Annotated in this window: 18 protein-coding genes; 8 read left to right on the plus strand and 10 right to left on the minus strand. The window is 73.4% G+C overall.

Annotation, left to right across the window (positions count from 1 at the left end):
• The first annotated feature begins 9 nt into the window (after positions 1-9).
• The gene (locus tag IF06_RS0123810; protein WP_030273653.1) at positions 10-1,158 is read left to right on the plus strand and encodes an Mrp/NBP35 family ATP-binding protein; all 1,149 of its coding nucleotides are present in this window, start codon (positions 10-12) and stop codon (positions 1,156-1,158) included.
• Between the two features lie 59 nt (positions 1,159-1,217).
• Here the strand turns inward: IF06_RS0123810 and IF06_RS0123815 are convergent, their stop codons facing one another.
• Positions 1,218-1,634: a Sec-independent protein translocase TatB gene (locus IF06_RS0123815; protein WP_013283870.1), complete on the minus strand. Its 417-nt coding sequence runs from the start codon at positions 1,632-1,634 to the stop codon at positions 1,218-1,220.
• A 72-nt stretch (positions 1,635-1,706) separates the two neighbouring features.
• Entirely contained in the window at positions 1,707-3,011 is a 1,305-nt protein-coding gene (locus IF06_RS0123820; protein WP_030273655.1) for a S1C family serine protease, read from the minus strand.
• 212 nt (positions 3,012-3,223) lie between these two features.
• Here IF06_RS0123820 and IF06_RS0123825 point away from each other — a divergent pair, with 212 nt between their 5' ends.
• Positions 3,224-3,874, plus strand: a complete 651-nt coding sequence (locus IF06_RS0123825; protein ID WP_082171245.1) for an O-methyltransferase — start codon at positions 3,224-3,226, stop codon at positions 3,872-3,874.
• A gap of 32 nt (positions 3,875-3,906) precedes the next feature.
• On the opposite strand, the gene IF06_RS0123830 is transcribed toward IF06_RS0123825, so the two are convergent.
• Positions 3,907-5,412, minus strand: coding sequence for a leucyl aminopeptidase family protein (locus tag IF06_RS0123830; protein ID WP_030273657.1), 1,506 nt, complete (start codon positions 5,410-5,412; stop codon positions 3,907-3,909).
• Positions 5,413-5,557: 145 nt separating this feature from the next.
• Positions 5,558-5,725: a DUF3117 domain-containing protein gene (locus IF06_RS33205; RefSeq protein WP_013283866.1), complete on the minus strand. Its 168-nt coding sequence runs from the start codon at positions 5,723-5,725 to the stop codon at positions 5,558-5,560.
• Between the two features lie 190 nt (positions 5,726-5,915).
• Here IF06_RS33205 and IF06_RS0123840 point away from each other — a divergent pair, with 190 nt between their 5' ends.
• Together IF06_RS0123840 and IF06_RS0123845 are read left to right on the plus strand one after the other, a co-directional pair.
• Positions 5,916-6,734: a PaaX family transcriptional regulator C-terminal domain-containing protein gene (locus IF06_RS0123840; protein WP_013283865.1), complete on the plus strand. Its 819-nt coding sequence runs from the start codon at positions 5,916-5,918 to the stop codon at positions 6,732-6,734.
• A 3-nt stretch (positions 6,735-6,737) separates the two neighbouring features.
• The gene (locus IF06_RS0123845) at positions 6,738-7,529 is read left to right on the plus strand and encodes an enoyl-CoA hydratase/isomerase family protein (protein WP_013283864.1); all 792 of its coding nucleotides are present in this window, start codon (positions 6,738-6,740) and stop codon (positions 7,527-7,529) included.
• A 22-nt stretch (positions 7,530-7,551) separates the two neighbouring features.
• Here the strand turns inward: IF06_RS0123845 and IF06_RS0123850 are convergent, their stop codons facing one another.
• Genes IF06_RS0123850 through IF06_RS0123865 form a run of 4 tightly spaced genes read right to left on the minus strand, consistent with a single transcriptional unit; the run spans position 7,552 to position 9,989 of the window.
• The gene (locus tag IF06_RS0123850) at positions 7,552-8,175 is read right to left on the minus strand and encodes a hypothetical protein (protein ID WP_013283863.1); all 624 of its coding nucleotides are present in this window, start codon (positions 8,173-8,175) and stop codon (positions 7,552-7,554) included.
• Positions 8,176-8,211: 36 nt separating this feature from the next.
• Positions 8,212-8,796, minus strand: a complete 585-nt coding sequence (locus IF06_RS0123855; RefSeq protein ID WP_030273659.1) for a DNA-3-methyladenine glycosylase I — start codon at positions 8,794-8,796, stop codon at positions 8,212-8,214.
• Positions 8,797-8,850: 54 nt separating this feature from the next.
• A complete protein-coding gene (locus tag IF06_RS0123860) occupies positions 8,851-9,351 on the minus strand; it encodes an SRPBCC family protein (protein WP_030273661.1) in 501 nt (166 codons plus the stop codon).
• Positions 9,348-9,989: a DivIVA domain-containing protein gene (locus tag IF06_RS0123865; RefSeq protein WP_013283860.1), complete on the minus strand. Its 642-nt coding sequence runs from the start codon at positions 9,987-9,989 to the stop codon at positions 9,348-9,350. Before IF06_RS0123865 ends, IF06_RS0123860 begins: the two co-directional genes overlap by 4 nt.
• Positions 9,990-10,141: 152 nt before the next feature.
• Here IF06_RS0123865 and folP point away from each other — a divergent pair, with 152 nt between their 5' ends.
• Positions 10,142-11,011 carry a dihydropteroate synthase gene (gene folP, locus IF06_RS0123870; protein WP_030273663.1) on the plus strand — a complete coding sequence of 290 codons (870 nt, stop codon included), beginning with the start codon at positions 10,142-10,144 and terminating at the stop codon, positions 11,009-11,011.
• Positions 11,012-11,028: 17 nt separating this feature from the next.
• Here the strand turns inward: folP and IF06_RS0123875 are convergent, their stop codons facing one another.
• On the minus strand, positions 11,029-11,406 hold the full coding sequence (locus IF06_RS0123875) for an NADH-quinone oxidoreductase subunit A (RefSeq protein ID WP_030273665.1): 378 nt from the start codon (positions 11,404-11,406) through the stop codon (positions 11,029-11,031).
• Positions 11,407-11,531: 125 nt separating this feature from the next.
• On the opposite strand from IF06_RS0123875, the gene IF06_RS0123880 reads away from it, so the two are divergent.
• The 3 genes from IF06_RS0123880 (at position 11,532) to IF06_RS0123890 (ending at position 16,036) form a co-directional block, all read left to right on the plus strand.
• On the plus strand, positions 11,532-12,965 hold the full coding sequence (locus IF06_RS0123880; protein WP_030273667.1) for a hypothetical protein: 1,434 nt from the start codon (positions 11,532-11,534) through the stop codon (positions 12,963-12,965).
• Positions 12,966-13,161: 196 nt separating this feature from the next.
• Positions 13,162-15,009, plus strand: coding sequence for a 2-oxoacid:acceptor oxidoreductase subunit alpha (locus tag IF06_RS0123885; protein ID WP_013283856.1), 1,848 nt, complete (start codon positions 13,162-13,164; stop codon positions 15,007-15,009).
• Positions 15,002-16,036 carry a 2-oxoacid:ferredoxin oxidoreductase subunit beta gene (locus IF06_RS0123890; RefSeq protein ID WP_030273669.1) on the plus strand — a complete coding sequence of 345 codons (1,035 nt, stop codon included), beginning with the start codon at positions 15,002-15,004 and terminating at the stop codon, positions 16,034-16,036. Before IF06_RS0123885 ends, IF06_RS0123890 begins: the two co-directional genes overlap by 8 nt.
• A 79-nt stretch (positions 16,037-16,115) precedes the next feature.
• Here the strand turns inward: IF06_RS0123890 and IF06_RS0123895 are convergent, their stop codons facing one another.
• Positions 16,116-16,763 (minus strand): FMN-dependent NADH-azoreductase, encoded by a 648-nt coding sequence (locus tag IF06_RS0123895; RefSeq protein WP_030273671.1) that lies wholly within the window; start codon positions 16,761-16,763, stop codon positions 16,116-16,118.
• Positions 16,764-16,844: the final 81 nt, after the last annotated feature.

The raw sequence follows: 16,844 nt of genomic DNA on the forward strand, positions 1-16,844 counted from the left end.
ATTGCGGGCATGTCAGCACCCGTCAGCACCGTCTCCGACGCGATCCAGGCCGCCCTGGCCACCGTCAACGACCCGGAGATCCGCCGGCCGATCACCGAACTCGGCATGGTCCAGTCCGCCGAGCGTGGTGAGGACGGCGTGGTCCGGGTGGAGCTGCTGCTCACCGTGGCCGGCTGCCCGCTGAAGGACAAGCTGCGCAGTGACATCACCGCCGCCGTCGGCGCGGTACCGGGCGTGAGCGGTGTCGAGATCATCTTCGGTGTGATGAGCCCGGAGCAGCGTCAGGAGCTCCAGTCGAAGCTGCGCGGTGGTGGTGCCACCGCCGAGCCGGTGATCCCGTTCGCCCAGCCGGGCTCGCGGACCCGCGTCTACGCGGTCGCCAGCGGCAAGGGCGGTGTCGGCAAGTCCAGCGTCACAGTCAACCTGGCCGCCGCGCTGGCCTCGCGGGGCCTGTCGGTGGGCGTGGTGGACGCGGACATCTACGGCCACTCGGTGCCCCGGATGCTCGGCGCCGACGGCGCGCCGACCCGCGTCGAGGACATGATCATGCCGCCGCAGTCGCACGGCGTGAAGGTCATCTCGATCGGCATGTTCACCCCCGGCAACGCCGCTGTGGTCTGGCGCGGGCCGATGCTGCACCGGGCGCTTCAGCAGTTCCTCGCCGACGTCTACTGGGGTGACCTGGACGTCCTCCTGCTCGACCTGCCGCCGGGCACCGGCGACATCGCGATCTCGGTGGCCCAGCTGCTGCCGAACGCGGAGATCCTTGTGGTCACCACCCCGCAGGCTGCGGCCGCCGAGGTGGCCGAGCGGGCCGGTGCGATCTCGCTGCAGACCCACCAGCGGGTGGTCGGCGTGATCGAGAACATGTCCTGGCTGGAGATGCCGGACGGCTCCCGGATGGAGGTCTTCGGGGCCGGTGGCGGCGCGGCGGTGGCCGAGTCGCTGACCCGCACGATCGGCGCGCAGGTGCCGGTGCTGGGGCAGATCCCGCTGGACACCCGGGTACGTGAGGGCGGCGACGCCGGTCAGCCGATCGTGCTGGCGCAGCCGGACGCCCCTGCCGCGAAGGCGCTGTTCAAGGTCGCCGACCGCCTGGCCGTCCGCCGCGAGTCCCTGCTCGGCAAGCCCTTGGGCCTCAAGCCGGCCGGCCGCTGACCCTCACCCACCGCTCCCTTCCCACCGCCCCTTCCCGCCGCACGCGGGAGGGGGCGCGGTCAGGTGGCGTCGTCGTAGGACGGGCGGGGGGCCGGGGGCGCGGGGGTCGGGGTGCTGGTCGCGACCCTCGGGGTACGCAGGTCGGCGGCCTTTGCCACGTCCTTCAGCTCGTCGTGCACGCCTGTGACGTCCGAGCGCAGGTTGTCGTACATGCTCTGGAGCGGCTTGCGGATCGCCTGCTCGTCGTCCTCGCTGAGCAGGTGCTTGCGGATGAACGCCTTGGGGTGCAGATCCTCCAGCTGGATGTCCGTACCCAGCTCGCGGCTCAGGTCACCGGTCGCGTTGCGCGCCATGTTGCGCAGGTTGCGGACCATCCGGAGGCCGTCGTTGATCACGTTGGGCAGCCGATCGCCGAAGATCAACAGCGCCAGGAGCAGCAGGACGCCGATCTCCCACCAGTTCAGGTTCTCGAACACCGCGGCCTCCTCGTCCGTGTGAGGGCAAGACTACGCACGTCAGGTGACCATCGGGGAGGGGGTGACTGGTCCTCACTTCGCATCCGCGGCGAGCGTCACCGACGCGTTCTGCCGCGCCGACCCGCGCCGGTACTCGACTGTCACCACGGAACCGGGCGCGTACTTGCGCACCAGGGCCACCAGGTCGGTCGGATCGGTCATCGGATGGCCGTCCAGCCGGAGCACCACGTCCCCGGTACGCAGTCCGGCCGCCGCCGCCGGGCCGGCCGGCTCGACCGCGTTGAGGCGTACGCCGCCGCCGGTGGCGCCGGTGCCGCCGACCTGGGCGCCGATCACCGTACGCCGGGCCTTGCCGGTGCCGATGATGTCCTCGGTGATCCGCTTCGCCTGGTTGATCGGGATGGCGAAGGCGAGGCCGATGTTGCCGGCCTCCTGCCCGTCGGCCACCAGCGACTTGATCGTCGAGTTCACCCCGACCACCCGCCCGGCGCCGTCCACCAGCGGGCCGCCGGAGTTGCCGTGGTTGACGGCGGCGTCGGTCTGGATCGCCGCGTAGTAGCGGGTCGGCCCGCCCGGCTCGCCGGCCTGCATCGTCCGGTCCAGCGCGCTCACGATGCCGGCGGTGACGGTGTTGGCGAGCGACAACGGCGACCCGATGGCGAGCACCGGGTCACCGACGGCGAGCGCGTCGGAGTCGCCGAACTGCACCGGGGTCAGCCCGCTGCGCGAGACCTTGATCACGGCGAGGTCCGACTCCGGATCCTGCCCGACCACGGTGCCTGCGGCGGTGCTGCCGTCGTTGAACACGACAGTGGCCTTGCCGGGGCCGTCGGCGACCACGTGGTCGTTGGTGACGATGTGACCCTCGCTGGTCACCACGAAGCCGGAGCCCTCGCTGGTGCCGCCGAGGCTGACCACCCGGATCGTGACCACGCTGGGCAGGACCCGCTCGGCCACCCCGGCCAGCGACTCGGGCTTGCGCTGGGCCAGCGCCGGGGCCTGCCCGGTCTGCGCACCGATCGTCGGCACGTCACCGCCGCGCAGGAAGGCGTACGTCAGGGCGCTGCCGAGAGAACCGGCCAGCAGCGCCGTGACCAGGGAGATCAGCACCACCTGGCGCAGCCCCGGCCGGGTCGGCAGGTCCGGGTCGGTGACCGGCTCCGGCTCCCCCGCACCGGACGCCGGCGCCGCCGGGATCACCACGGCGGCGGGCGCGTACGGATCCCGCCACGGGTCGGCCAGCGCGTCGGACCACCACGGCGACGTCGCCTGACCCGGGGCGTCCTGCGGCGGTCGTCCGGACGCCGGCCCACCCGGTGCCGGCGATCCGCCGGGCCGCCGCCAGTCCCAGCCGTCGGTCACGTCGGTGCCTCCCACTCCGTCCCGCTGGCCCCGCGCCGACGGCCGGCGGAGCCGGACGACAGTGACGCGCGGGACGCATCCAGGATTACACGGATGACGCGAACGGAGTCAGGGGTTGCCGTCCGTGAGCACTCCGCGGCGGACTCGCGGCTGCGCCGGTACCGGCCCGCCTCTACGCTCACAGTGCATACCGCCCCTCGCACCAGTCCGCCCCTCGGAGGTGTCCCATCGCCACGGTCGCCGGTCACGGCAGTTCGACGGCCCAGGCGCTCCACTTCGCCGAGTCTTTCGTCACCGAGGATCTCGTGCTGCGCACGGCCCGCGCCCTCGCCCACGAGGTGGGGGTGGAGGCGGTCACGCCCGGGTCGGGTGCCGCCCTGCGGCTGCTCGCCGCCGCCGGCAACGCCCGGGCCGTGGTGGAGATCGGCACCGGCACCGGGGTGAGCGGCGTGTGGCTGCTGCGCGGCATGCGCCCCGACGGCGTGCTCACCACGATCGACGTCGAGGTCGAATACCAGCGCATCGCCCGGCGGCTGTTCCAGGAGGCGGGCTTCCCGTCGGGGCGTACCCGGATCATCACCGGCCGGGCGCTCGACGTGCTGCCGCGGCTCGCGGACGGCGCCTACGACCTGGTCTTCGTGGACGCGGTGGCGACCGGCTTCGCCGCGTACGTGGACGCGGCGCTGCGGCTGCTGCGCCCCGGCGGCGTGCTCGCGCTCAACGGCGCGCTGGCGGCCGGCCGGATCGGCGACCCGGCCGCGCGGGACGCCGAGACGGTCACCGTACGGGAGACGATCAAGGCGATCCGCGAGTCGGAGCACTGGGTGCCCGCGCTGCTGCCGGTCGGCCACGGTCTGCTCGCCGCCGTCAAGGCCTGACCAGGCTGATCAGGCATGCCCTGCACGCCTGGTCAGCCCAGCGTCGCCAGCCAGCGCAGCAGCCCGCGCACTCCCCAGCCGGTGGCGCCCTTGACCAGTTCGCCGTGCGTGTCGTCGGACCACGACGGCGCGGACATGTCCAGGTGCGCCCACCGGTCCCGCAGGTCGCCGGTGAACTCCCGCAGGAACAGCGCGGCGACCACCGAACCGGCGCCCTGCGCCGGGGAGCTGTGCAGGTCGGCGATCTCGCTGGCCAGGTACTCCACGTAGTCGTCGGCCAGCGGCATCCGCCAGGCCCGCTCGCCGGCCGCGGTGATCGCGTCGAGCAGGCCGGCCGCGAGCGCGTCGTTCTCGCTGTAGAGCGCGGCGTGCCGCTTGCCCAGGGCGACGGCGTTCGCGCCGGTCAGCGTCGCCAGATCGATCAGCAGGTCGGGCTTCAGCTCGCGGGCCGCGTACGCCAGCGCGTCGGCGAGCACCAGCCGGCCCTCGGCGTCGGAGTTGGTGCTCTCGCTCGTCAGCCCGCCGTAGTGCCGGATCACGTCGCCGGGGCGGAACGCCGAGCCGCTGACCATGTTCTCGGCGAGCGGGGCGAGCGTGGTGACCCGGACCGGCAGGCGCAGTTCGGCGGCGCCGAGCGTCGCGGCGATCACGGCGGCGGCACCGGCCATGTCCTTGCGCATGAGCTTCATGGCCGGCACCGGCTTGATCGAGATGCCGCCGGTGTCGAACGTGATGCCCTTGCCGACGAGCACCACGTGGGTACGCGCGCCGTCGGGCCGCCAGTCCAGCTCCACCAGGCGCGGGCCGCTCGCGGAGCCGCCGCCGACGGCGAGGAGACCGCCGAAGCCCTCGGCCGCCAGCTCCTCCGGGCCGCGTACCCGCAGGTGCAGGCCGGGGTGCCCGGACGCGGCCTCGGCCACCTGCGCGGCGAACCACTCCGGGTTCTTGGTGGACGAGGGCATGTTGGTCAGGTCCCGGGCGAGCCGGGTCGTCTCGGCGGTGGCCCGGGCGGCGTCGAGCGTGCCGGCGAGAGCGTCCGGGTCATCGACGAGCACCGACACCTCGGCCAGGGCGGGACGCTTGCCGGCCTCGGTGAGACGGAATCGGTACGAGCCGAGCAGCAGCCCTTCGGCGAGGCCACGCAGCGCCGCCGTCGCCTCGCCGGGAAGTGCGATGGTGATCTGCGTCTCATCCTTCGCCGCGCGGGCCAGCGCCGCTCCGGCGGTGCGCCAGTCGCGCTCGTCGCCCTCGCCGACGCCCAGAAGCCACAGCCGCGCCGGGGAGCCACCGGGACGCAGGTGCTCGCGTACCTCGCCGGCCGCGCCGGTGAGCCGGGTGGCGGGCAGGACGGCTGCGGCCTCGGCAGGGACGTCGTCGCCGAGCGGCACGGCGGTCGGGACCAGGCGGGCCGTGGAGGCCGGCGAGACCGTGGGGTCCGGCGAGGCCAGGGAGTCCGGGGAGTCCGGCCCTCCGGGACGGACGGGCAGGACGAGAGCGTCGGGCCCTGCGGGCCCACTCACCAGACGAATGACCAGCACGCTGGACCGTACCTCCGAAATGGGTTGAACGGGCACATTCCCCCACGCAGCCGTCGAGGAAAGACCCTGAGCCACCGGGCATGCCGGTGGCTCAGGGTAGGACGAACCGCCCGCACGGCGGACGCCGTGCGGGACACTCCTCGAATCAGCCCGCGGCCGCCTTCAGCGCGTCACCGAGCGCGGTGGCCTCGTCGGGAGTCATCTCGACGACGAGCCGGCCACCACCCTCCAGCGGGACTCGCATGACGATGCCCCGGCCCTCCTTGGTGACTTCCAGCGGACCGTCGCCCGTCCGCGGCTTCATCGCCGCCATGTTGTCTCCCCTCAGACCTACACCAGGGTCGGTGAGTTGCCCCACAGCCACTTCGCCATCGCCATCCGCAACCATCGCGGAAGGCTCGACCAACGATTTTCCCTGATGAACACCGCCGGACCCAAACCGAAGCAGCATTGATGTAACAGCATCTAGCTTATCTTGGATAGGCCTGTCACAATGTGCGGTCATGCAGGCACGGTCGGCACTCTTCGACCTGTACGGCGACCACCTCCGGGCCCGGGGTGGCCGCGCACCGGTTGCCGCCCTGGTCAAGCTGCTCGCCCCGCTCGGGATCGCCCCACCGGCGGTACGCACCGCGGTCTCCCGGATGGTCCGTCAGGGCTGGCTGGAACCGCTCCGTCTGGCGTCCGGACCGGGATATTCGATCACCCCGAAGGCGGCACGTCGACTCGACGAGGCGGCGTCCCGGATCTACCGGACCGGGCGGCACAGCTGGGACGGACGGTTCGATCTCCTGGTGCTCACCGCGCCCTCGTCCCGCCGGGACCGGCAGCGGCTCGCCGCGAACCTCGCCTTCCTCGGCTACGGCACGCTCGACGACTGCACCTGGGTGGCCACCCGCCCGGGTGAGGACGTCGACCTGCTGCTCGACGAGGCGGGCGTGCGCTACGAGCGGTTCACCGCAGCGCACGCGGCCGGCACCCCCGGCGCGATGGGCGTGGTCCGCCGCGCCTGGGACCTGGCCGAGATCGGGCGGGCGTACGAGCGGTTCGTCGCCGAGCAGAAGCCGCTGCTCTCCGGCGTCACTGTGCGCAGCAGCGACGAGGACGCGTACGCGGCCCGATTCCGGCTCGTGCACGCATGGCGTACGTTCCTGTTCCGGGATCCGCAACTGCCCCCAGCACTGCTGCCCGAGCGCTGGCCGGGCACCAGCGCGGCCAGCTTCTTCGACCGGCACGCGGCCCGGCTCCGGCCGGCCGCCGACCGGTACGTCGAGCAGTGCCTCGACACCGGCAACCGCCTCGCCCGACAGAAGGGTCGTTAGAACGTGACCGAGCCGCTGCTCGTCGACCGCACCGACGCCGTCGTCACCCTGACGCTGAACCGCCCGACGGCGATGAACTCGCTCGACGTGGCGCTCAAGGAGGCGCTCCGGGACACGCTGGCCGAGCTGGAGACCGACCGGTCCTGCCGGGCGGTCGTGCTCGCCGGCGCGGGCGGCTCGTTCAGCGCCGGGCAGGACCTGCGCGAGCACGTGCGGACGCTGGAGACCTCGGACGCCGACCCGCTGGCCACGGTCCGGGCGCACTACAACCCGATCGCCGCCCGGCTGGCCAACCTGCCCAAGCCGGTGGTCGCCGCGGTGCGCGGGATGGCCGCCGGGGCCGGCGCCTCGCTGGCGTTCCTGGCCGACTTCCGCATCGGCGGCCCGAAGACCCGGTTCCTGATGGCGTTCGCCGGGGTGGGCCTCGCCGCCGACACCGGCGCCTCCTGGACGCTGCCCCGCCTGGTCGGTCACGCCAAGGCCGTCGAGCTGCTGATGCTCGCCGAGCCGGTCGGCGCCGAGGAGGCCTGCCGGCTGGGCCTGCTGACCAAGCTGGTGGACGACGACGAGCAGGTGCTCCCGACCGCGCAGGAACTGGCCGCCCGGCTCGCCGCCGGCCCGACCGTCGCGTACGGGGCGATCAAGCGTCAGCTCTCCATCGCCGACGCGGGCACGCTCGCCGACGCGCTGGCCGCCGAGGCGCAGGCCCAGGCGATCTGCGGCGCCACCGCCGACCACCGGGCCGCCACGACGGCGTTCGTCGCCAAGCAGAAGCCGGTCTTCGAGGGACGCTGACCGCCCCGGCCGGCCCCGGAGGTCAGTCGTCCTCTTCCGGATCCTGGTTGGCCTCGACGCCGAGCACGAACGCCTGCATGGCCAGCTCGTCGCCGTACGGCGAGACGAACGCCGGCAGCTCCCGCGGGCCCAGCTCCTGCACGTAGGACCAGAAGATCCGGACCGCCTCGGCGCGCGACGCGGCCTCGATCGGCAGGTCCAGGCTGACCAGCCAGGTGCTGCGGGCGGGCGGCGGGCCGAGCCGGTCGGCCAGCGACCGCCAGCGGGCCGGGTCGAGCGCCACGACCGGTCCGTCCGGCGCCGGGCCGTCGACCGGCACCGGCTCGTCGAGCACCCGCCGGGTGTACGTGACCACGAGCGACCCGGCCACCGCGTCGGACTGCGGATCGTCCGGGTCCTCCCGGGTCTCGGACGACGCGAGCGCGACCCGGCCGAGCGCGACCAGGCGCAGCGGCTCGTCAACGAGCACTGCCACCCGGTCACCGGGCCGGGGGCGGGCCGCCTCGGACAGCCCGGTCAGTTCCAGCGCGTCGTGGTGCACGAGCCGCTCGGCCTCGAAGCGCTCGGCGGGCAGCAGCACCGCCCAGGCTCCGGTCGTGGTCGCACCGTCTGTCGTCCCGCTCGTACGCGGCTCGGTGTCGGTCATGCCCCAATCCCATCACGCCGGAGGTGGCGCGCTCCGTCACACCCCGGCCCGGTCACCGCTCACGTGGCAGTCGGCCAGATGGTCGTCGACCATGCCGGTGGCCTGCATCAGCGCGTAGGCGGTCGTGGGGCCGACGAACCGGAAGCCCCGCTTCTTGAGCGCCTTGGCCATCGCCACGGACTCCGGGCTGGTGGCCGGCACCTCGGCGAAGGACCGGGGACGCGCGGCCCGGGGCGGAGGCGCGAAGGACCAGAGCAGCGCGGAGAGGCCCTCGGGCAGCTCCGACGCGGCCCGGGCGTTCGCGATCGCCGCCTCGATCTTGGCCCGGTTGCGGACGATCCCCGCGTCGGCCATCAGCCGGGTCACGTCGGCCTCGCCGTAGCGGGCCACCGACTCGATCCGGAAGCCGGCGAAGGCGTCCCGGAACGCCTGCCGCTTGCGCAGGATGGTCAGCCAGGACAGGCCGGACTGGAACGCCTCCAGCGTCAGCCGCTCGTAGAGCGCGTCGTCGCCGCGCAGCGGCCGGCCCCACTCGTCGTCGTGGTAGACGGCGTAGTCGGGGGTGCTCGCCCCCCACGCGCAGCGCGGCAGCCCGTCGGCGCCGGTCACCAGGTCAGTCACGGCGTCCACGATAGGCCGGGCCACCGACAGCCCCGCCGCGCCAACGACCGCCCGTCAGGGCAGGCGGCCCTGCTCGACCAGCCGGGCGAACTTCTTCAGCGCCTGGGTGAGGCTGAACTTCGAGCCGGGCCAGAGCACCGGCCACGCCACCCGGCCGGCCGCCCCGCCCGGCAGGTGGAACCACTCGTGCCAGACCACCTGCGTGCGGTCGCGGTCCATCGGGGTGCAGCGCAGCACGCCGGGGCCGCGCAGCAGTTTGCCGCAGTGCACCACACCGACCTCGTACGGCGCGTCGACCCGGACCACACGCATCTCGTCGCGGAGCACGGCCGGGCCGAGCGCGGTGACCGCCTCGACCAGGCTCCCCTCGCCGCCGTCGCCCTCGACCACCCGGACCCGGGTCAGCGGGATCCAGTCCGACTGCCGCTCCCACGCGGTGAGCGCGGCGAACACCCGGTCGGCCGGGGCCTCGACGATCACCGTGGCGGTGACCTCGGCGGCACCCCGGCGGGACGCCTCGGTGAAGTCGTCGGCCGGCCGGCCGGCGCCGGTCACGCCGACTCCGAGCGGACCACCGAGCCGCGCTCCCGGTCGTCGTCGGCCGGACCGGCCGCGATCCCGTTCGCCGGGGAGACGGTGTCCTCGGTCGCCGCGGCGGCGGGGGCCTCCGCCACGCCCGCCTCGGCCGGGGCGCGTCCGGCCCGGCCGTCGGCGTCGGTGCGGCCCGGCTGCCCGTCGGTGTCGGTCCGGGCCGGCGGCTCGGGCGCGGACAGGTCGATCACCACCGGCTCGGGGGTGGACGGGTCGGGTGCCTGCTCGGTCTCGGGACGGGTCGCGGCGGCCTCCTCGCGCGCCCGGCGCAGCGCGTCGGCGTCCTCGGTCCGCCCGTCCCGCAGGGCCGCGTTCTCCGCCTCCAGGACGCCGATCAGCTCGGTCTTGTAGCCGATGTCGTACGCCGCCCGGCGCAGCGCCGCGTCGACCTGGCTCATCCGGTAGCCGCGCAGCGCCGTGTCGAACCGGACGTCGGACACGTCCGACTCGTCGAGCGGACGGCTGCCGGGCAGGGGCACGGCCCGCCCGTCCGGCTCGGCCGGCGTGAGGCCCGGATCCTTGCCGGAGACGAGCACCGTCACCCCGAACACCACAGCCGCGACGGTCAGCGCGACGACCAAGAGGAGCAGAACCTCACCCATGCACAGATCGTGGCATGCGGGCCGGGATCGGGCGAGCCCTCCGGGACGTCCGGTCGGTAAATGCGTCCGGCGCACGGGACCGGCACGGGCGGCGCGGGCGGGACCGGATAGCGTCGGACCGGCCGGTGCGGTCCGGCGGCGAGGAGGCGGGCATGACCGGGGCGTTGCGGCTGGGCGGACGGGCGTTCGGCCCCGGTGAGCTGGTGGTGATGGCGATCGTCAACCGCACCCCGGACTCGTTCTTCGACCGCGGCGCCACCTTCTCCCAGGACAGCGCGCTGCGCGCGGTGGAACGCGCGGTGGACGAGGGCGCCGAGATCATCGACATCGGCGGGGTGAAGGCCGGGCCGGGCGACGAGGTGGACGTGGCCGAGGAGATCCGCCGGACGGTGGACACCATCGCGGCGGTCCGGTCCGCCTTCCCCGACGTGGTCGTCTCCATCGACACCTGGCGTGCCGAGGTGGCCGTGGAGGCGGTCGCGGCCGGCGCGGACCTGCTCAACGACACCTGGTCGGGGGCGGACCCCGCGCTGGCCCGGGTCGCCGCGGCGACCGGCGCCGGGCTGGTCTGCTCGCACGCGGGAGGGCTCGCCCCGCGTACCCGGCCGCACCGGGCCGCCTTCGACGACGTGGTGGCCGACGTGGTCGGCACCGTGACCGGGCTGGCCGAGCGCGCGGTCGGGCTGGGTGTGCGCCGGGACGGCATCCTGATCGACCCGGCGCACGACTTCGGCAAGAACACCCGGCACTCGCTGGAGATCACCAGGCGGCTGGCGGAGCTGACCGACACCGGCTGGCCTCTGCTGGTGGCCCTGTCGAACAAGGACTTCATCGGCGAGACGCTCGACCTGCCGGTGCCCGAGCGGCTGGAGGGGACGCTCGCCGCCACGGCGGTCTCGGCCTGGCTCGGCGCCCGGGTGTTCCGCGCTCACCAGGTCCGCGAGACCCGCCGGGTGCTGGACATGGTGGCGTCGATCCGGGGCGACCGGCCGCCGGCGGTGACCCGCCGCGGGCTGGCCTGACGGGCCGGTCCGGCGCGTCAGGTCCAGCGCAGGACGCCGCGCCGCCAGGCGTAGAGGATGCCGAGCGCGACGATCGCCACGAAGACGCCCATCTCCACGACGGTGGTGGCGCCGAAGCCGGGCCGGTCGAAGACCAGCGCCCACGGGAACAGGAAGACCGCCTCGACCGCGAAGAGCACGTAGAGATACGCGTAGACGTAGTACCGGATCTGCATCTGGGCCCAGTCGCCGCCGACCGGGTCGAGACCGCACTCGTACGAGGCCCGCTTGCCCCACGGCTCGGCCGGACGGCTCGGACGTAACACCCGGTTCGCGGAGAACGCCGTCACGAAGAAGAGCACGGCGGCGAGCAGCAGCAGACCGAGCGTGGCGTACGAGCCGAGATATCCGGTCACGACCGGAGCGTACCGGTCCCGTCCAGATGTCCCGGACACGTTACGAATTCGTTTCCTCGCAGGACTAGTGCTTGATGGCAAGTATCACCGAATAATGGGATCTCATTGATCGTCCCGGAGGACAGATGGCCCGCCCCCGCGTTGCGCCCGTTCGGCGGGTCGCGCTCCGCCGTACCCTCGCGCTCCTGGCGCCCGCGCTCGTCGCGGCGCTGGTGGCGGTGGCGCCGGCCGGGGCCGACGCCCACCCGGGGCCGGCCGCCGCGCTCCGGCTGATCGAGCCGGTGGAGCCGGGCGGCGAGCCCGGCGGTGAGCCCGGCGGTGAGCCCGGCGGCGAGCCGACCGAGCCCGCGCCCACCGGCGAGCCGACGACCACCGCGACGGCCCCACCGCCCACCGAGCCGCCGCCGCCGGCCACCACGCCCCCGGCGCCGGTCACCACCTCGCCGGCCCCGCCGACGAGCGCGCCCGCCGAACCGGCGCCGACCACCGCCGCGCCGGCCACCACGGCACCGGCACCCCCGCCGGTCGTGCCGCCGGTCAAGACCCCGCCACCACCGCCGGCGCAGCCGGCCGGCGGGCCCCTGGGGGTACGCGTGAACACCGACGACGTGGTCCTCCCGCCGGCCTACTGGAACGCCGACGCCACGGTGGCCACGCTGCGGGTGACGGTGACCAACACCGGCGGGCGGGCGGAGCGGATCAGCCTGGGCTACACGCTGCCGCCCGGCCTGACCGACGCGGGCACCCCGGGCTGCGAGCCCTCCGGCGGCGGCAACCACCGCTGCGTCGGGTGGGACGCGGAGCCGGGCGCCCGGTTCAGCGCGACCATCCGGGTCCGGGTCGACGGCGACGCCTGGCGGACCATGCCGCTGGCCGGATCGGTCCAGGTCACCGCCGTCGCGCCCGGTGTGACCGGCGCGGCGTACGACGACGAGGGCTTCGCGGTGCTGTTCCCGCCCGGGCCGCCGGTGCCCGGCATCTCGCTGCGCGCCGACGAGGTGCTGTTCGACATCAGCGGCGCGCCCAGCACGCTCACCGTCCGGCTGGGCAACACCGGCAAGGTCGACGCGGCGGGCCGGATCGAGGTGCTCCTGCCCGAAGGGGTGACAGTGGCCGGCACCGAGAGCGGCTGCGCCCCGGTGTCGGCCGACCGGACCCGCTGCGAACTGGGCACGCTGGCGGCCGGGCGGACCGCGACCGTACGGCTGACGCTGGCGGCCTCAGCGGAGGCGCAGCGACGGGCGCCCCTGTCCGGCGCGGTGATCGGCCGGCTCGACCCGCGTAGCGGGCGCGACCGGCAGGTGCAGATGAGCTTCCGGATCAGCGCGGCGGCGGCGGACGCCGTCCCGCCCGGCGGGGCGCCGGCCCCGACCGGCTCGCAGGGCGTGCTCGTCGCCGCCGGCGAACGGGACGGCGACGACACCTCGGTCCGGGGGACCGCCGTCGCGTTGATCGCCGTGTCCGGTCTCCTGGTCGTGCTCGCACTGACTCTGGCGACCCGTTCGCTGCGCCGCCGCAGCGACATCACCGTGCCGGAGCGTCCGATCACCGACCGGTGATCATGGATATGTGGTGATCTGGGTTACGGGCCCAGGTACTAAACGCTGCAAAGCAGGGCATACAGCGGCCCGATCCAGTCCCATACGTCGGACCTCGACCAAGGTGGCCCTAACGTGGCGACGTAGGCTCTGACGTGAGAATCGGAGCGGGCCGGGCCGGCGAGGGCGACGGCGCTCAGTTAAGCGAGGTGCGGGTGTGACCAAGCAGATCCGTCAGCTGGACCGGGTGGTCATCCGGTTCGCCGGTGACTCCGGCGACGGCATGCAGCTCACCGGCGACCGGTTCACCTCGGAGACGGCGCAACTGGGCAACGACATCTCCACGTTGCCCAACTTCCCCGCCGAGATCCGCGCTCCCGCCGGGACTCTGCCCGGCGTGTCGAGCTTCCAGGTGCACTTCGCCGACTACGACATCCTGACCCCGGGTGACGCGCCGAACGTGCTGGTGGCGATGAACCCGGCCGCGCTGAAGGCCAACCTGGCCGACCTGCCGCGCGGGGCCGACATCATCGTCAACACCGACGAGTTCACCCGGCGCAACCTGGCGAAGGTCGGCTACGCGGCCAGCCCGCTCGACGACGACTCGCTCGCCGGGTACGCGGTGCACCCGGTGGCGCTCACCTCGATGACGATTGGCGCGCTGGCCGAGCACGACGTGTCCAAGAAGGACGCCGAGCGGGCCAAGAACATGTTCGCGCTCGGGCTGCTGAGCTGGATGTACTCCCGTCCGTACGAGTCCACGCTGCGCTTCCTGGAGCGCAAGTTCGCGGCCCGCCCCGAGCTGGTGGCGGCGAACGTGGCCGCGTTCCGGGCCGGCTGGAACTTCGGCGAGACCACCGAGGACTTCTCCGTCCGGTACGAGGTCAAGCCGGCCAAGATGCTGCCGGGCACGTACCGGAACATCACCGGCAACGCGGCGCTGTCGCTGGGCCTGGTGGCCGCCGGGGTGCGCTCCGGGCTGCCGGTGTTCCTCGGCGCGTACCCGATCACGCCGGCCTCGGACATCCTGCACGAGCTGAGCAAGCACAAGAAGTTCGGCGTGGTCACCATGCAGGCCGAGGACGAGATCGCCGCGGTCGGTGCGGCGCTCGGCGCGTCGTACGGCGGCTCGCTCGGCGTGACCACCACGAGCGGCCCGGGTGTGGCGCTCAAGAGCGAGACGATCTCCCTGGCGGTGGCGCTGGAACTGCCGCTGGTCATCGTCGACGTGCAGCGGGCCGGGCCGTCCACCGGCATGCCCACCAAGACCGAGCAGGCCGACCTGAACATGGCCCTGTACGGCCGGCACGGCGAGGCGCCGGTCGCGGTGATCGCGCCGAAGTCGCCGTCGGACTGCTTCCACGCGGCGCTGGAGGCGGCCCGGATCGCGCTGACCTACCGCACCCCGGTGATCCTGCTGTCGGACAACTACGTCGCCAACGGCTCCGAGCCGTGGCTGCTGCCCGACGTGGAGTCGCTGCCCGACCTGCGGGTCGAGTTCGCCACCGAGCCCAACGGCGAGGACGGCACCACGTTCCTGCCGTACCTGCGGGATCCGCAGACGCTGGCCCGCCCGTGGGCGGTGCCCGGCACGGCCGGTCTGGAGCACCGGATCGGCGGCCTGGAGAAGGCCGACAAGACCGGCGACATCTCGTACGACCCGGCGAACCACGACTTCATGGTGCGGACCCGGGCGGCCCGCATCGAGACCATCCCGGTGCCGGACGTCGAGGTGGAGGACCCGGACGGCGACGCCCGGGTGCTGGTGCTGGGCTGGGGCTCGACGTACGGGCCGATCGGCGCCGCCTGCCGTGGCCTGCGCCAGCGCGGGCTCTCGGTGGCCCAGGCCCACCTGCGGCACCTGGCCCCGATGCCGGCGAACCTCGGCGAGGTGCTGGGCCGCTACGACAAGGTGGTCGTACCGGAGATGAACCTCGGCCAGCTCGCCCACGTGATCCGGGCGAAGTACCTGGTCGACGCGATCGGCTACAACCAGGTCCGCGGCCTGCCGTTCACGGCCGCCGAGCTGGAGACGATGCTGGAAGAGGTCCTGAAGAATGCCTGAGCCCGTCGCCCTCAAGCTCACCGCCAAGGACTTCAAGTCCGACCAGGAGGTGCGCTGGTGCCCCGGTTGCGGTGACTACGCCATCCTGGCGGCCGTACAGGGCTTCATGCCGGAGCTGAACATCCCCCGGGAGAACATCGTCTTCGTCTCGGGCATCGGCTGCTCGTCGCGCTTCCCGTACTACATGAACACGTACGGGATGCACTCGATCCACGGCCGCGCCCCGGCGATCGCCACCGGCCTGTCGGTGTCCCGGCCGGACCTGTCGGTCTGGGTGGTCACCGGTGACGGCGACGCGCTCTCCATCGGCGGCAACCACCTGATCCACGCGCTGCGCCGCAACGTGAACCTCAAGATCCTGCTGTTCAACAACCGGATCTACGGGCTGACCAAGGGCCAGTACTCGCCCACCTCCGAGGTCGGCAAGATCACCAAGTCGACGCCGGTCGGGTCGGCGGACGCCCCGTTCAACCCGCTGTCGCTGGCGCTCGGCGCCGAGGCGACGTTCGTGGCCCGGACGATCGACTCGGACCGCAAGCACCTCCAGTCGGTGCTGCGGGCCGCCGCCCAGCACGAGGGTTCGGCGTTCGTGGAGATCTACCAGAACTGCAACATCTTCAACGACGGCGCGTTCGACCCGCTGAAGGAGCCGGCCACCCGGGACGACTTCCTGATCCGGCTGGAGCACGGGCAGTCGATCACGTTCGGCAAGGACGGGCAGTTCTGCGTCGTCCACCCGCCCGGTGGCTTCGGGCTGGAGGTCCGGGAGACCGCGAACACGCCGGCCGAGGAGATCGTCGTGCACGACGCGGGCGTGGCCGACCCCGCGTACGCGTTCGCGCTGTCCCGCCTGCCCGGCCTGGACCTGAGCAACACCCCGATCGGGGTGTTCCGGTCGGTGGACCGTCCCTCCTACGACAGCGTGGTGCAGGAGCAGGTCGCGGCCGCCAAGGCCACCGTCGACCAGACCCCGGAGCAGCAGCTCTCCGCGCTGCTCGGCAGCGGCGACACCTGGACGATCCTCTGATCCGCCGCTGACCCGTCATGCGAGAGGGCGGGCCGTTCCCCCGCGGAACGGCCCGCCCTTCGCGTGTGACGCGGCCCGGTCAGGCGGCCGCCGAGGCGGGCACCCACAGCTCGTCGACGGCCCGCTCGGCCGCGGCGAGGCTCTGCTCGAACAGCGGGATCAGCTCGGCCATCGCCGGGTTGACCGGGGCCAGGGTCAGCTCGGCGCAGATGAACCGCGGCTCCAGCCCGGTCAGGGACAGGCCGTGCGGCAGCCACGGCTCGGCGTGGTCCCAGCCCTCCCGCGGGGTGCCCACGCCGTACCCGCCGCCGCGGCTGACCAGGACGACGAACTGGCGGTCGCCGAGCAGCCCGGCGTTCGTGACCGGGTCGTACGCGATGCCGGGGGCGATCAGGTGGTCGACCCAGGACTTCACGCTGCTGGGCGGGCCGTAGTTGTAGAGCGGGAGCCCGAGCAGGACCGTGTCGGCCCGCTTCACCTCGGCCACGACCTCCTCGGTCAGCCGCCAGGACGCCTGCTGCTCGGGCGTGTGCTGATCCGGCGGGACCATGCGCGCGAGGCCGCTCGCCGTGTCGAGGTGCGGAAGCGGGTTCTGACCCAGGTCGCGGTAGGTGACGGTGCCGTCCGGATGGGCGGCGCGCCACGCGGCGGCGGCGCGGGCGGTGAGCCGCCGGCTGACCGAACGCTCCCCGGTGATGCTCGAGTCGATGTGCAACAGGTGAGCCATTTCTTCCTCCTCCATCGATCGTTCGTGTAGGACCAACTATTTATAGCAGGTCGATGTTCCCCGGGCCGCGTAAACTGGGTC

The organism is Micromonospora globosa (assembly GCF_000717585.1).
GTDB lineage: Bacteria > Actinomycetota > Actinomycetes > Mycobacteriales > Micromonosporaceae > Micromonospora > Micromonospora aurantiaca.